This window comes from Pseudomonas sp. R2-7-07 (genome assembly GCF_003852355.1).
Lineage (GTDB): Bacteria > Pseudomonadota > Gammaproteobacteria > Pseudomonadales > Pseudomonadaceae > Aquipseudomonas.
On sequence record NZ_CP027759.1, the window covers coordinates 4,905,456 to 4,919,695 of the forward strand.

At 58.2% G+C, this 14,240-nt stretch carries 12 protein-coding genes; 2 read left to right on the forward strand and 10 right to left on the reverse strand.

Annotation, left to right across the window (positions count from 1 at the left end; all coding sequences use genetic code 11):
* Window positions 1-182: 182 nt before the first annotated feature.
* The gene (gene rlmE, locus C4J86_RS22475; protein ID WP_032862906.1) at window positions 183-833 is read right to left on the reverse strand and encodes a 23S rRNA (uridine(2552)-2'-O)-methyltransferase RlmE; all 651 of its coding nucleotides are present in this window, start codon (window positions 831-833) and stop codon (window positions 183-185) included.
* Between the two features lie 105 nt (window positions 834-938).
* On the opposite strand from rlmE, the gene C4J86_RS22480 reads away from it, so the two are divergent.
* On the forward strand, window positions 939-1,247 hold the full coding sequence (locus C4J86_RS22480) for a YhbY family RNA-binding protein (RefSeq protein ID WP_124364441.1): 309 nt from the start codon (window positions 939-941) through the stop codon (window positions 1,245-1,247).
* A 9-nt stretch (window positions 1,248-1,256) separates the two neighbouring features.
* Here C4J86_RS22480 and C4J86_RS22485 read toward each other — a convergent pair whose 3' ends face one another.
* The 8 genes from C4J86_RS22485 to grpE all read right to left on the reverse strand — a co-directional run bounded on the left by C4J86_RS22485 (window position 1,257) and on the right by grpE (window position 11,725).
* Window positions 1,257-1,661 carry an MFS transporter gene (locus tag C4J86_RS22485; protein WP_124364442.1) on the reverse strand — a complete coding sequence of 135 codons (405 nt, stop codon included), beginning with the start codon at window positions 1,659-1,661 and terminating at the stop codon, window positions 1,257-1,259.
* Between the two features lie 28 nt (window positions 1,662-1,689).
* Window positions 1,690-2,166, reverse strand: a complete 477-nt coding sequence (gene greA / locus C4J86_RS22490) for a transcription elongation factor GreA (RefSeq protein ID WP_124364443.1) — start codon at window positions 2,164-2,166, stop codon at window positions 1,690-1,692.
* Window positions 2,163-5,384, reverse strand: coding sequence for a carbamoyl-phosphate synthase large subunit (carB, locus tag C4J86_RS22495; RefSeq protein ID WP_124371892.1), 3,222 nt, complete (start codon window positions 5,382-5,384; stop codon window positions 2,163-2,165). The genes greA and carB overlap by 4 nt, the downstream gene beginning before the upstream one ends.
* 105 nt (window positions 5,385-5,489) lie before the next feature.
* Window positions 5,490-6,626 carry a glutamine-hydrolyzing carbamoyl-phosphate synthase small subunit gene (gene carA / locus C4J86_RS22500; protein ID WP_124364445.1) on the reverse strand — a complete coding sequence of 379 codons (1,137 nt, stop codon included), beginning with the start codon at window positions 6,624-6,626 and terminating at the stop codon, window positions 5,490-5,492.
* Between the two features lie 259 nt (window positions 6,627-6,885).
* On the reverse strand, window positions 6,886-7,692 hold the full coding sequence (gene dapB, locus C4J86_RS22505; RefSeq protein ID WP_124364446.1) for a 4-hydroxy-tetrahydrodipicolinate reductase: 807 nt from the start codon (window positions 7,690-7,692) through the stop codon (window positions 6,886-6,888).
* A gap of 10 nt (window positions 7,693-7,702) precedes the next feature.
* Window positions 7,703-8,827, reverse strand: a complete 1,125-nt coding sequence (dnaJ, locus tag C4J86_RS22510) for a molecular chaperone DnaJ (protein WP_124371893.1) — start codon at window positions 8,825-8,827, stop codon at window positions 7,703-7,705.
* A gap of 318 nt (window positions 8,828-9,145) precedes the next feature.
* Window positions 9,146-11,062, reverse strand: coding sequence for a molecular chaperone DnaK (gene dnaK / locus C4J86_RS22515; RefSeq protein ID WP_124364448.1), 1,917 nt, complete (start codon window positions 11,060-11,062; stop codon window positions 9,146-9,148).
* 102 nt (window positions 11,063-11,164) lie between these two features.
* Complete coding sequence (gene grpE / locus C4J86_RS22520; RefSeq protein WP_124371894.1) at window positions 11,165-11,725, reverse strand: nucleotide exchange factor GrpE; 561 nt, start codon at window positions 11,723-11,725, stop codon at window positions 11,165-11,167.
* 254 nt (window positions 11,726-11,979) lie between these two features.
* Here grpE and recN point away from each other — a divergent pair, with 254 nt between their 5' ends.
* Window positions 11,980-13,653 carry a DNA repair protein RecN gene (gene recN, locus C4J86_RS22525; RefSeq protein WP_124371895.1) on the forward strand — a complete coding sequence of 558 codons (1,674 nt, stop codon included), beginning with the start codon at window positions 11,980-11,982 and terminating at the stop codon, window positions 13,651-13,653.
* An 86-nt stretch (window positions 13,654-13,739) separates the two neighbouring features.
* On the opposite strand, the gene fur is transcribed toward recN, so the two are convergent.
* The gene (fur, locus tag C4J86_RS22530; protein WP_003194220.1) at window positions 13,740-14,144 is read right to left on the reverse strand and encodes a ferric iron uptake transcriptional regulator; all 405 of its coding nucleotides are present in this window, start codon (window positions 14,142-14,144) and stop codon (window positions 13,740-13,742) included.
* Between the last annotated feature and the right edge of the window lie 96 nt (window positions 14,145-14,240).

Sequence of the window (14,240 nt, forward strand, 5' to 3'; positions counted from 1 at the left end):
CTCTGAAGCAAGCTCCGCTACTGGCGCGCGCTTCGCATGATATTCACCGGCCTAACTTACTACATTACCTACACCACTGGCAGGCGCCGTCTGTAACCCTTTGTGAAACTTTAACTACACAATATTCGTAAAGCTTCGTGACGAAAGCGATATAAAAAAACCTATCGCCCTCCTCCAACTCCTCAAAAACGCTCTTCGCTCGCCGCGCCTTCCACACCGCGAAAGCCGCGGCAGAGCAGGTATTGCTCACGGGACCTGTCCCGGGAAGAGTCAGGTTTACGCGTTTGAACCTTGTCAAACAGCTTGCGGATGTTCTTGTGGTACTCGTCAAACCCTTCGCCCTGGAAGACCTTGACCAGAAAATCACCACCCGGACGCAACACCCGTCCAGCCAGATCCAGTGCCAATTCGCACAGGAACATGGCGCGCGGCATATCAACAGCCGGTAATCCACTCATATTGGGGGCCATGTCGGAAATCACAAGGTCTACCTGCGAATTTCCGACGGCCTCGAGGATCTGCGCGAGCACGGCGTCCTGAGTGAAGTCCCCGTGAACAAAGGTCACATCGGGGATGCTGTCCATTTCCAGGATGTCGGAAGCGATCAACCGGCCCTGCCCACCAATCAGACGACTGGTCACCTGGGACCAGCCTCCGGGAGCAGCGCCCAGGTCGATAACGCTCATGCCAGGCCGGATCAGTTTGTCCTTGTCCTGGATCTCCAGCAGCTTGTAACTGGCCCGGGAACGGTAGCCGTCCTTCTGCGCCTTTTTGACGTAAGGATCGTTGAAATGTTCTTGTAGCCACTTAAGGCTGGTTTTGGAACGGGCCACGGGCCACCTCGAAAATAAAACGGGTCGTGATTAACTGGGCGGTCCCGGACTCGCTCGGGTAAACTGGCCGCCGCTTTTTACAAGATCAGACGCAGGGGTCAGATTATGCCGCTCACTCAAGAGCAGAAGAAACAGTACAAATCCATTGGCCACCATTTGAAACCAGTTCTGATTGTGGCAGACAACGGTTTGACTGAAGGTGTGTTAGCCGAGTTCGAACGTGCACTCAATGATCATGAACTGATCAAGATCAAGGTCAACATCCTTGATCGCGAAGCGCGCCTGGCCGCCATTGCAGAACTGTGCAAGGTTGGCAAAGCGGACCTGGTTCAGGTTATCGGCAAGATGGCGCTGCTGCATCGCAAGAACTTCAACGTCAACAAGCAACTGTCGAACGTTCATCGCTTCAAATGATGACAAGGGTCAAGGGCGTGCTTCGCGCGCCCCGCCGCTCCATCCCGGCGCAGGCTGTATCGCCAGCACCAAGCCAGAAAACCCTAGCACAAGATAGCTGAACAACTGCCAGCGCAACGCTTGCGGCAGCCACACATGCACAATGCAATACATTGCGCACGCATACAGTGCCATCAACAGCAGTTGGCCGCGAATATCCCGCCACAAACTCCCCAAGCCTTCAGCCTTGACCAGCACCAACGCCTGGAGCGTCACGCATGCTGCGGCAAAACTCACCAGCAACGTAGTCAGCAAGCCATCGATCTCATCGATCAGCAAGGGTGCCAGGCCTATTAAACCCAGCGCCGGCAACACGCCAATATGCAACAACCATAGGCCACCCACCCAAAGCATCTGGGAAAGTTGCCACAGCATGGCGCCCGCACGAAGCGGGCGCCGTCTTTCAGATGTGACGAACTTCGACAATCTCGTACTCGATCACGCCACTCGGCGTTTTCACGGCAACCACGTCGCCTTCTTCCTTGGCAATCAGGGCGCGGGCCAGCGGCGAACCAACAGAGATCTTGCCGAGTTTGAAGTCAGCCTCGTCTTCGCCCACGATTTGGTAGACAACGCGCTCATCCGTCTCCACGTTGGCGATTTCCACCGTGGTGCCGAAAATCACCTTGCCGGTGTGCGGGATGGTCGTGACGTCGATGATCACCGCATTCTGCATACGGCCTTCGATGTCACGGATCCGCGCCTCGACCATACCCTGCTGCTCGCGAGCAGCGTGGTATTCGGCGTTTTCCTTCAAGTCACCCAGCTCGCGGGCCGTACCGATGTCCTGGCTCAGCTTTGGACGTACGACCTTGGTCAGATGGGCGTGCTCCTCTTCCAGGGCCTTGGCGCCCTGGACGGTCATTGGATATTTGATCATGCCTTCAATCCTGCGTGTAGATCCTGCAAGCGACGCACGGTCTTTTCCGGACCGAACTTGAGCGCTTCGCAGATGGCTTCGCCTGCAGCAATGGTGGTGGTGCAGTAGATCTTGTGCTGCAAGGCATTACGGCGAATCGAGTAGGAGTCCGCGATCGACTGGCGACCTTCGGTGGTGTTGATGATCAGCGTGACTTCGTCGTTCTTGATCATGTCGACCACGTGCGGACGACCTTCGGTCACCTTGTTCACGCGGCGCACTTTCAGGCCGGCAGCTTCGATCAGCTTGGCGGTCCCGGCGGTAGCCACGACATCAAAGCCCAAGTTGATCAGATCACGGGCCACACCCGCAACCAGTGGCTTGTCGTCATCACGCACGCTGATAAACGCAGTACCGCCGGTCGGCAGCACTTCGCTGGCGCCCATCTGAGCCTTGGCGAATGCTTCGCCGAAGGTGTCACCCACGCCCATCACTTCACCGGTGGACTTCATCTCTGGGCCGAGGATCGGGTCCACGCCAGGGAACTTGGCGAATGGGAACACCGCCTCTTTCACGCTGTAGAAGTTCGGAATGATTTCCTTGGTGAAGCCGATTTCCTTCAATGTCTTACCGGCCATCACGCGCGCAGCGATCATGGCCAGGGACACACCGATGCACTTGGACACGAACGGCACGGTACGCGAAGCGCGCGGGTTGACTTCGATGACGTAGATGTCTTCGCCTTGCAGCGCCAACTGTACGTTCATCAAGCCGACCACACCCAGCTCCAGGGCCATTTTCTTGACCTGTTCGCGCATCTCGTCCTGGATATGCGCAGGCAACGAGTAAGGCGGCAGCGAGCAGGCGGAGTCACCGGAGTGAACGCCAGCCTGTTCAATGTGCTGCATGATCGCGCCGATCACCACATCAGTGCCGTCACAAACCGCGTCCACGTCCATTTCGATGGCGCAGTTGAGGAAGTGGTCGAGCAGCACAGGGCTGTCGTTGGACACTTTCACCGCGTCACGCAGGTAGCGCTTGAGTTCGTCTTCTTCGTAGACGATCTCCATCGCACGGCCGCCCAGTACGTAGGACGGACGCACCACCAGCGGGTAGCCGATCTTGCTGGCTGCGCGGATGGCTTCGTCTTCGCTGCGCACGGTGGCGTTCGGCGGCTGGCGCAGGTTCAGGCGCTCAACCATTTGCTGGAAGCGCTCGCGGTCTTCAGCGCGGTCGATGGCGTCCGGGCTGGTACCGATGATCGGCACGCCAGCCGCTTCCAGGGCACGCGCCAGTTTCAACGGGGTTTGCCCGCCGTACTGGACGATTACGCCTTTTGGCTTCTCGACGCGGCAGATTTCCAATACGTCTTCCAGCGTTACCGGCTCGAAATACAGGCGGTCGGAAGTGTCGTAGTCAGTGGAAACCGTTTCCGGGTTGCAGTTGACCATGATGGTCTCGTAGCCGTCTTCGCGCAGTGCAAGGGCGGCGTGTACGCAGCAGTAGTCGAACTCGATGCCCTGGCCGATACGGTTCGGACCACCGCCCAGGATGATGATCTTGTCGCGGTCCGACGGTGCGGCTTCGCACTCTTCCTCGTAGGTGGAGTACATGTACGCGGTGTCGGTGGCGAACTCGGCTGCGCAGGTGTCAACGCGCTTGTAGACCGGGAAGATATCCAGCTTGTGGCGATGGGTACGCAGGTTCTTCTCGGTTACACCCAGCAGCTTGGCCAGGCGTTGGTCGGAGAAGCCCTTGCGCTTGAGGCGGAACATCAGGTCGCGGTCGATCGACGAAAGACCGAGGGTCTTGACCTTCTCTTCTTCCTTGATCAGGTCTTCGATCTGCACCAGGAACCACGGGTCGATCATGTTCATGCCGAAGATATCTTCGACGCTCAGGCCGGCGCGGAAGGCGTCCGCCACGTACCAGATACGCTCGGCGCCCGGCACGGTCAGCTCGCGCTTGAGGATGCTCATGCTTTCCGGGTTGCTCAGGTCGAGCTTTTCGTCCAGGCCGCAAACACCCACTTCCAGGCCGCGCAGGGCTTTCTGCAGGGATTCCTGGAACGTGCGGCCGATTGCCATGACTTCACCGACAGACTTCATCTGGGTGGTCAGGCGCGCATCAGCCTTGGGGAATTTTTCGAAGGCAAAGCGCGGCAGCTTGGTCACAACGTAGTCGATAGACGGCTCGAAAGAGGCAGGCATGGCGCCGCCCGTGATTTCGTTTTGCAGCTCATCCAGGGTGTAACCGATCGCCAGCTTGGCAGCGATACGCGCAATCGGGAAACCGGTGGCTTTCGAGGCCAGCGCCGAAGAACGCGATACACGCGGGTTCATCTCGATCACGACCATGCGGCCTGTGTCCGGGCAGATGCCGAACTGGACGTTGGAGCCACCGGTTTCAACGCCGATCTCACGCAATACCGCCAACGAGGCGTTACGCATGATCTGGTATTCCTTGTCCGTCAGGGTCTGCGCTGGAGCCACGGTGATCGAGTCACCGGTGTGCACGCCCATTGGGTCGAAGTTTTCGATGGAGCAGACGATGATGCAGTTGTCCTTCTTATCGCGGACAACCTCCATCTCGTATTCTTTCCAGCCGATCAGGGATTCGTCGATCAGCAGCTCTTTGGTCGGCGACAGGTCCAGGCCACGGGCACAGATTTCTTCGAACTCTTCACGGTTGTAGGCAATGCCGCCACCGGTGCCGCCCATGGTGAAGGACGGACGGATAATGCACGGGAAGCCGAGCTTTTCGAGAACGGCGTTGGCCTCTTCCATGCTGTGGGCGATACCGGAGCGCGGGCAATCAAGGCCGATGGACTTCATCGCCTTGTCGAAACGCGAACGGTCTTCAGCCTTGTCGATGGTGTCGGCGTTGGCACCGATCATCTCTACGCCGAACTTTTCCAGGACGCCTTCGCGCTCCAGGTCCAGGGCGCAGTTCAGTGCGGTCTGGCCACCCATGGTCGGCAGCAGCGCGTCCGGACGCTCTTTCTCGATGATCTTGGCAACGGTCTGCCATTTGATCGGTTCGATGTAGGTGGCGTCGGCCATGGCCGGGTCGGTCATGATGGTGGCCGGGTTGGAGTTCACCAGGATGACGCGGTAGCCCTCCTCGCGCAGGGCTTTACAGGCCTGGGCGCCGGAGTAGTCGAATTCGCAGGCCTGGCCGATCACGATCGGGCCAGCGCCGAGAATCAGGATGCTTTTTATGTCTGTACGTTTTGGCATGGGTTTGTCACTCAAATCCGCAGGTCAGTCGGCAAGCCGTCTTGAACAATCCTTGAAGAGCCCGCGGGGGCCACCGAAGTCAGGGGCCGCCCGCACGCCGCTCAGTCAGCGTCGCTTGGCCATCTCATTGATGAAACGGTCGAACAGCGGCGCTACGTCGTTCGGGCCCGGGCTGGCTTCAGGGTGGCCCTGGAAGCTGAACGCGCTCTTGTCGGTGCGCTCGATGCCTTGCAGGGAGCCGTCGAACAGCGACTTGTGAATGGCGCGCACGTTAGCCGGCAAGGTCGCTTCATCCACCGCAAAACCGTGGTTCTGGCTGGTGATCATTACAACGCCAGTATCCAGATCCTGCACAGGATGGTTGGCGCCGTGGTGGCCGTGCCCCATTTTCAGGGTCTTGGCGCCGGAAGCCAGGGCCAGCAACTGGTGGCCCAGGCAGATGCCGAATACCGGGATCTCGGTTTCCAGCACTTCCTTGATCGCCTGGATGGCGTAGTCGCATGGCTCAGGGTCGCCTGGGCCGTTGGACAGGAACACACCGTCCGGCTGCAGGGCAAGCACGTCGCTGGCCGGGGTTTGTGCAGGCACTACGGTGACGCGGCAGCCCCGCGCAACCAGCATGCGCAGGATGTTGTATTTGACGCCGTAGTCGTAGGCAACCACATGGTATGGAAGCTCGGCCGCGTCGATGGTCGCGTGACTGTCGGTCTTCAGGTCCCAGACAGTGGAGCGCCATTCGTACTGCTCTTTGACGCTGACGACTTTCGCCAGGTCCATGCCCTTCAGGCCAGGGAACCCTTGCGCCGCGGCAATCGCCGCCTCTTCGGAGATATTGTCACCGACCATGATGCAGCCATTCTGCGAGCCTTTTTCACGCAGAATGCGCGTGAGGCGGCGCGTATCGATACCCGCGATCGCCACCACGTTGTTGGCTTTCAGGTAATCGGACAGCGACATCGTGTTACGCCAGTTGCTCGCAACCAGAGGCAGGTCACGAATTACCAGACCGGCCGACCAGACACGATCAGACTCGACGTCTTCCGGTGTAGTACCGGTGTTGCCGATGTGCGGATAGGTCAGGGTGACGATCTGTTGGGCGTAGGAAGGATCGGTAAGGATTTCCTGATAGCCGGTCATGGCAGTGTTAAACACCACCTCTCCAACGGTTTGACCGTCGGCTCCAATGGCTTCGCCGCGAAAAATGCTGCCATCAGCAAGGGCGAGTATGGCTGGCTTAGTCAAGAAGACCTCCCGTAAATAAAGCCTGAAAGGGCGATCGCAGGTTGTAAAAAAGCGGAGTGACGTATGGACACGTCACCCCGCTTCTTCACCGAATAATTCTGCGCGCTTTTAGTGGACACACTAAAGCTGTAGCTTACAGAAAAAGGCTTTTTGGGTCCACCGCTAATGAGCCTTAAAGGCAGGAGAATGCGACAGGGCGTCGCCTAGCGGGTAAAAACGGGGCCTAAGCATAAGCTTGAGGCCCTGTTTAAGCTACTGATTAGTGCAGGTCGAGCACGTCGCGCATGTCGTACAGCCCAGGCTCGCGCCCCTCCAGCCAAAGCGCAGCACGTACCGCACCCTTGGCGAACGTCATGCGGCTGGAAGCCTTGTGCGTGATCTCAAGGCGCTCGCCTTCAGTGGCGAACAGCACGGTGTGATCACCCACCACATCACCACCGCGCACTGTCGCAAACCCAATGGTGTCGCGCGCGCGGGCACCGGTATGCCCCTCGCGGCCATACACCGCCACTTTCGACAGGTCACGCCCCAATGCATCGGCGATAGCCTCGCCCATGCGCAAAGCAGTTCCGGACGGTGCATCAATCTTGTGACGATGATGGGTTTCGATAATCTCGATATCCGCCTCATCACCCAATACGCGAGCGGCCATGTCCAGCAACTTGAGAGAAAGGTTCACGCCCACGCTGAAGTTCGCAGCGAAGACCACCGGGATATCCTTGCCCGCCTCTACCAACAAGTGCTTCTGCTCAGCCGTCAAACCGGTGGTACCGATCACCATCGCCTTGCCTGCCTTACGACAGAACGCCAGGTTTTTCAGCATCACCTCCGGCAGCGTGAAATCGATCAATACGTCGAACTCGTCAGCCACCTGCTCCAGGTTGCCGGACAACGAAACGCCGATACGGCCCAGCGAGGCCAACTCACCGGCATCCGCACCGATCAACGTGCTGCCCGGGCGAACGATCGCCGCGGTCAGCCCGGACGCCGGCGAGCGCTGCTGCACCGCTTCGACCAGCGTCTTGCCCATGCGCCCGGCAGCGCCCATTACGGCTATACGTCGCATACTCAATTCCTTACAGGTCGCCGAAGAAGCGCTTCACGCCATCGAAAAAGCCCGTGGTTTTTGGCGAGTGGGAGTCATCACCCGCTAACGAACTGCGGAACTCTTCAAGCAGCTCGCGCTGACGGCGATTCAAATTGACGGGCGTTTCTACCGCCACACGACACATCAAGTCGCCCGCCCCACCACCGCGCACTGGCGCAACGCCTTTGCCACGGATGCGGAACTGCTTGCCGGTCTGCGTGCCCTCAGGGATCTTGAGCTTGACCCGCCCGTCAAGGGTCGGAATTTCCAGCTCGCCACCCAGGGCCGCATCGACAAAGCTGATCGGCACTTCACAGAACAGATGCTTGCCATCGCGCTGGAAGATCGAGTGCTCGCGCACATTGATGACCACGTACAGGTCGCCCGTGGGCCCACCCTGAGCACCCGCCTCCCCCTCGCCCGACAGACGAATGCGGTCGCCGGTATCCACGCCCGCCGGCACTTTCACCGACAGCGTCTTGTACTCTTCGACACGGCCTTCGCCATGGCAGGAGTCGCACGGATCGGAGATGATCTTGCCCTGGCCATGGCAGCGCGGGCAGGTTTGCTGCACCGAGAAGAAGCCCTGCTGCATACGAACCTGACCGATGCCGCCGCAGGTCGGGCATGTGATAGGCGAAGAGCCTTTCTTTGCACCCGAACCGTCGCACGGCTTGCAGTTGACCAGCGTCGGTACACGGATATTGACGTTGGTGCCGCGCACGGCTTCTTCCAGGTTCAGCTCCAAGGTGTAGCGCAAGTCGCTGCCACGCTGGGCACCGCCACGCTGGCCGCCACGGCCACCACCAAAGAAGTCACTGAACACATCACCGAAAATATCGGAGAAGTTCTGCCCACCAAAACCGGCACCGCCGCCGCCCATGCTTGGGTCGACACCGGCATGCCCATACTGGTCGTAGGCTGCACGCTTGTTCGGATCAGACAGACATTCGTAGGCCTCATTGGCCTCTTTGAACATTTCTTCGGATTCTTTGCTATCCGGATTACGGTCCGGGTGGTGCTTCATTGCCAGACGGCGGTAAGCCTTTTTCAGGTCCGCGTCGGCGCAGCCACGCTCCACACCCAATACTTCGTAATAGTCACGCTTTGCCATAAGTCTTTGCACTCTTAAGGACGTTCAGCCAGACCCTCCTGAGCCTCGCCAAACTCGTTGAGCCCCAATGCAGGCCCGGACCCAACTCACGTCAATTCAACGATCCTGGTCATTACTACTCTTTAGCCGGCCACCCGACTAAAAACGCGGCATTTACTGCTCGGAAAGCAGGAGCATTCCCGATCACACCGCCAGCATCCGAACGCTGTCGCATACTGTAAAAATTCGCATACCCCAGACACGCCAACGCGGGAGCAAGCTCCCGCGCGGCGACATCCTACCAGTCACCGCTTGTGAGCGGTCAACCGGGCGACCAAGTTACTTCTGGTCTTTGACTTCTTCGAACTCGGCATCGACCACATCGTCGTGCTTGGCTTCAGGCTCTGCTTGTTGTGCAGCACCTTCGGCCGGCTGGCCTTGCTCGGCGTACATTTTCTGAGCCACTGGCGCGGACACCTTCGACAGCTCTTCAACCTTGGCTTCGATAGCAGCCTTGTCGTCGCCTTTGATAGCGGCTTCCAGAGCAACCACGGCAGCTTCGATTGCAGTTTTCTCTTCGGCAGTCACTTTGTCGCCAGCGTCAGCGACCATTTTGCGCGTCGAGTGAACCAGCGCATCACCCTGGTTACGGGCGCCAGCCAGCTCGGCAAACTTGGCATCCGCATCAGCGTTGGCTTCAGCATCACGAATCATCTGTTGAATTTCTTCATCAGACAGGCCCGAGTTGGCCTTGATGGTGATCTTCTGCTCTTTGCCGGTAGCCTTGTCTTTCGCACCAACGTGCAGGATACCGTTGGCGTCGATGTCGAAGGTTACTTCGATCTGCGGCACACCACGTGGAGCTGGTGGAATCTCGGCCAGATCGAATTTACCCAGGGATTTGTTCTGGGCAGCTTGCTTACGCTCGCCTTGCAGCACGTGAATGGTCACGGCGCCCTGGTTGTCATCGGCAGTCGAGAACACTTGGGATTTCTTGGTAGGAATCGTGGTGTTTTTCTCGATCAGCGCAGTCATTACGCCACCCATGGTTTCGATACCCAGGGTCAGCGGGCTGACGTCCAGCAGCAGCACGTCTTTCACGTCACCGGCCAATACCGCGCCCTGGATGGCAGCACCCATGGCAACCGCTTCGTCCGGGTTCACGTCTTTACGTGCTTCTTTACCGAAGAACTCGGTTACTTTCTGCTGTACCAGCGGCATACGCGTCTGACCACCGACCAGGATCACGTCGTTGATGGAGCCAACGTCGATACCGGCGTCTTTCAGCGCAATGCGGCATGGTTCGATGGTGCGCTGAACCAGGTCTTCAACCAGTGCTTCCAACTTGGCGCGAGAGATCTTCACGTTCAAGTGTTTAGGGCCGGTAGCGTCTGCAGTGATGTACGGCAGGTTCACGTCGGTGGACATGCTCGACGACAGTTCGATCTTGGCCTTCTCAGCAGCTTCTTTCAGGCGCTGCATCGCCAGCGGGTCACCCTTGAGGTTCATGCCGCTTTCTTTCTTGAATTCGTCAACGAGGTAGTCGATCAGACGGATATCGAAGTCTTCACCACCCAGGAAGGTGTCGCCGTTGGTGGCCAACACCTCGAACTGGTGCTCGCCGTCAACTTCAGCGATTTCGATAACCGAAACGTCGAACGTACCGCCACCCAGGTCATAAACGATCACAGTGTGGTCGCCTTTGGCCTTGTCCATACCGTAAGCCAGGGCAGCTGCGGTAGGCTCGTTGATGATACGTTTTACGTCCAGGCCCGCGATGCGGCCGGCGTCTTTGGTCGCCTGGCGCTGGCTGTCGTTGAAGTAGGCCGGAACGGTGATTACCGCTTCGGTCACGGTCTCACCGAGGTAGTCTTCGGCAGTTTTTTTCATCTTTTTCAAGACTTCTGCCGAAATCTGCGGCGCAGACATCTTGTTGCCATTTACTTCAACCCAGGCGTCACCGTTGTCAGCCTTGGCGATTTTGTAAGGCACCATCTTGATATCTTTCTGTACGACTTCTTCGTCGAACTTACGACCGATCAGACGTTTTACCGCGTACAGGGTGTTGTGCGGGTTGGTAACAGCCTGACGCTTGGCCGACTGACCGACCAAGATCTCGCCGTCGTTGGCGTAAGCGATGATCGACGGCGTGGTACGCGCGCCTTCAGCGTTTTCGATAACCTTGGCTTTGCCGTTTTCCATGACCGAGACGCACGAGTTGGTGGTCCCCAGGTCGATACCGATAATTTTGCCCATGATTCACTCTCCCGAAACTTGAATTTGGATGCCGCAGCAGTTGTGGCTAACTGCGGTAGCACTTAAACGCTTGACTTATAAATGGGGGCCTTGCGGCGGATTTCAAGCCTGCTCATCAATAGAAGGCGAAACGGGTGCAGGCGCCTTGCTCACCACGACCATCGCCGGGCGCAACAAGCGACCATTGAGCAGGTAGCCCTTCTGGAACACTTTCAATACGCTGTTGGGCTCGAGGTCATGACTTTCCTGCATCGCCATTGCCTGGTGGTGCTCCGCGTTGAACGGCTCACCGCCTTGCGGATCGATGGCTTCCAACTGATAACGCTTCAGGGTGTCCTGGAACATTTTCAGGGTCAGTTCGATCCCTTCGCGCATAGGGCGGATGTTTTCGTCGTCCGGGTTGGACAATTCAAGGCCACGCTCCAGGCTGTCAATAATAGGCAGCAGGTCGTTGGCGAATTTTTCCAACGCGAATTTGTGAGCCTTTTCTACGTCCTGCTCGGCACGACGGCGGACGTTCTGCAGATCGGCGGCAACACGCAACGACTGATCCTGCGCTGCGGCCAGCTGCTCTTCGAGCACTTGCACACGAGTTGCCAGTTCATCACCGGCAGCCGAATTGGCGTCTGGCGTTTGCGTATCCTGCGTCTGTTCGTCAGCCATAGATTTCTCCTTTCAAAATCATGCGCGAACTCAACTCGCGCTTCTGTTCCGGTATATGGGGCCACAATTTTCAGGTTCAAGGGCGCAGGCGTTACCAAAAGTCTTTCGCATGCCTTGGATCATTTCCTGCCTCTACATTCCTAATCGCGCTAAAAAAACACATCTATCAAGCAAATCGAGCTAAGCGTCAGGATTGTCAGCCCAGAACAAAACACTGTATAAATAACCAGACCTAAAGCCTGGGAGCGACCTTCATGCTCGTGCACCTGTCCGTACATAACTACGCCATCGTTGAACATCTGGATCTCGAACTGGATCGCGGCATGAGCGTAATCACAGGCGAGACCGGCGCCGGCAAGTCGATCATGCTCGACGCCCTGGGCCTGACACTCGGCGACCGCGCCGATAGCGGCGTGGTGCGCCCCGGCGCCGATAAGGCCGATATCTTGGCCACCTTCGACCTGGTCGACATTCCCGAAGCCGAGGCCTGGCTGGCCGAGCGCGACCTCAACCATGAAGGGCCGTGCATTCTGCGCCGGGTGATCACCGCCGAAGGACGCTCACGCGGCTACATCAATGGTACGCCCTGCCCCCTTGGCGACCTCAAAGCCTTGGGCGAATTGCTGATCGATATTCACAGCCAGCATGAACACCAATCCCTGCTTAAAACCGACACCCATCGCCGCTTACTCGACGAGTACGCCGGCGCCACCGAACTTGCCCGTCAGGTTCACCTGGCCGCTCAACGCTGGCGGCAGACGCGCCAGGAACTGGAACGCCTTTCCAATTCCGGCGACGAGCAACGCGCTCGCCACCAATTGCTCAGCTATCAACTCGAAGAGCTGGAAAGCCTGGGCCTGGGCGAGACCGAACTGGAGCAGCTTGAGCAGGAACACAAGAACCTGACCAACGCCGAAACACTGTTGGGCATCTGTCGCCAGGTGGTCGAGCAATGCAGCGAAAGCGATTCCGGCAATGTGCTTAACGCACTGACGGCGAGCCTCAATCGGCTGTCCAGCGTGAATAACGCGTCCGGCTCACTGAGTGAAGCCACCACGTTGCTGACCAGTGCGCAGATCCAGGTGGAGGAAGCGGTCGGCGAGCTGAATCGCTTTCTGGATCATTTCGACGCCGACCCGGCGCGCCTGCAGGAAATAGAAGAGCGCCTGGACACCATCTACACCCTGGCGCGCAAGCATCGAATCCAGCCAACCGAAGTGGCGGCGATGCAGCAAAAACTGCTGGATGAAATCGAAACCCTGAACGCGAACGACGAGTCCATTGAACGCCTCGGCGAAGAACTCGCCTCCTTCGCTCGGCATTATCAGGAAAAGGCTCGCGAGCTGAGCGAGCTTCGCCAGCAGGCCGCCACCCGCCTGGCCGGCGCCGTAGAACAGGAAATCCAGCGCCTGGGCATGCCCGGTGGTCGCTTCACCATCCAGTTGAACGCCAACACCAGCCATGAGCTGCAACCCCATGGCCTGGAACAGGTGGAGCTGCTGGTCAGTGCCAACCCGGGGCAACCGCTCAAAGCCCTGGCAAAGGTTGCCTCCGGCGGCGAGCTTTCACGGATCAGCCTGGCCATCCAGGTCATCACCGCGCAAACCTCGCGCGTACCGACACTGGTGTTTGACGAAGTGGACGTAGGTATTGGCGGGCCAACTGCAGAGATTGTTGGCCAGTTGTTGCGACGCCTGGGGGATCGAGGCCAGGTGCTTACGGTGACGCACTTACCGCAAGTGGCAGCCCAAGGGCATCAACATTTGTTCGTGCACAAGGTGCGAGGCAGCGACGCGACGCGCACGGCCGTGTCCAAGCTGAACAAGTCGGAGCGCGTGGAAGAAGTGGCGCGAATGCTTGGCGGTATTGATTTGACCAAGGAGTCTCTGGCGCACGCGAAGAAAATGGTCGTCGCCGCGAAGGCTTGAGGCGAGCATTTTGCTTCTTATATAAAGCACGAAGGCGACCCTAGGGTCGCCTTCAATCGTTTCGCAGAGCAACTCTGCGTCGATTTTTACTTTTTCTTACGGATGTACAGCACCAGATTATGGTCGACCAAATCGAAGCCATGCTCCTCAGCGATCTTATGCTGCAGCGCTTCGATCTCAGGGCTGGTGAACTCGATTACCTCATTGGTATCCAGGTCAACCATATGGTCGTGATGCCCGCCGTCGGCCAATTCAAACACTGCATGACCGCCGTCGAAATTATGACGAACCACCAGCCCTGCGGCTTCAAACTGGGTCAGGACACGGTAAACCGTGGCCAGGCCGACGTCTTCATTAGACTCCATCAGCGCCTTGTAAACGTCCTCGGCACTCATGTGGCGCTGCTCAGCAGAATCGAGCATTTGTAGAATCTTGACTCGGGGCAGAGTCACTTTGAGACCGGCTTTGCGTAGTTCGCTATTTTCAACCATGGTTAGCTTTCTCGCGGATGCTGCTTCGCAGCTTCTCTTAATACGGGTATGATCGGCGTTTACGTTGTCCCAGCCAAGATAGTGGAAGTCGCCCAC

Coding starts and splice junctions, on each gene's coding strand:
- C4J86_RS22480 (WP_124364441.1), top strand. CDS start 939: ATGCCGCTCACTCAAGAGCAGAAGAAACAGTACAAATCCATTGGCCAC.
- C4J86_RS22485 (WP_124364442.1), bottom strand. CDS start 1,661: ATGCTGTGGCAACTTTCCCAGATGCTTTGGGTGGGTGGCCTATGGTTG.
- greA (WP_124364443.1), bottom strand. CDS start 2,166: ATGATCAAATATCCAATGACCGTCCAGGGCGCCAAGGCCCTGGAAGAG.
- carB (WP_124371892.1), bottom strand. CDS start 5,384: ATGCCAAAACGTACAGACATAAAAAGCATCCTGATTCTCGGCGCTGGC.
- dapB (WP_124364446.1), bottom strand. CDS start 7,692: ATGCGACGTATAGCCGTAATGGGCGCTGCCGGGCGCATGGGCAAGACG.
- dnaJ (WP_124371893.1), bottom strand. CDS start 8,827: ATGGCAAAGCGTGACTATTACGAAGTATTGGGTGTGGAGCGTGGCTGC.
- dnaK (WP_124364448.1), bottom strand. CDS start 11,062: ATGGGCAAAATTATCGGTATCGACCTGGGGACCACCAACTCGTGCGTC.
- grpE (WP_124371894.1), bottom strand. CDS start 11,725: ATGGCTGACGAACAGACGCAGGATACGCAAACGCCAGACGCCAATTCG.
- recN (WP_124371895.1), top strand. CDS start 11,980: ATGCTCGTGCACCTGTCCGTACATAACTACGCCATCGTTGAACATCTG.
- fur (WP_003194220.1), bottom strand. CDS start 14,144: ATGGTTGAAAATAGCGAACTACGCAAAGCCGGTCTCAAAGTGACTCTG.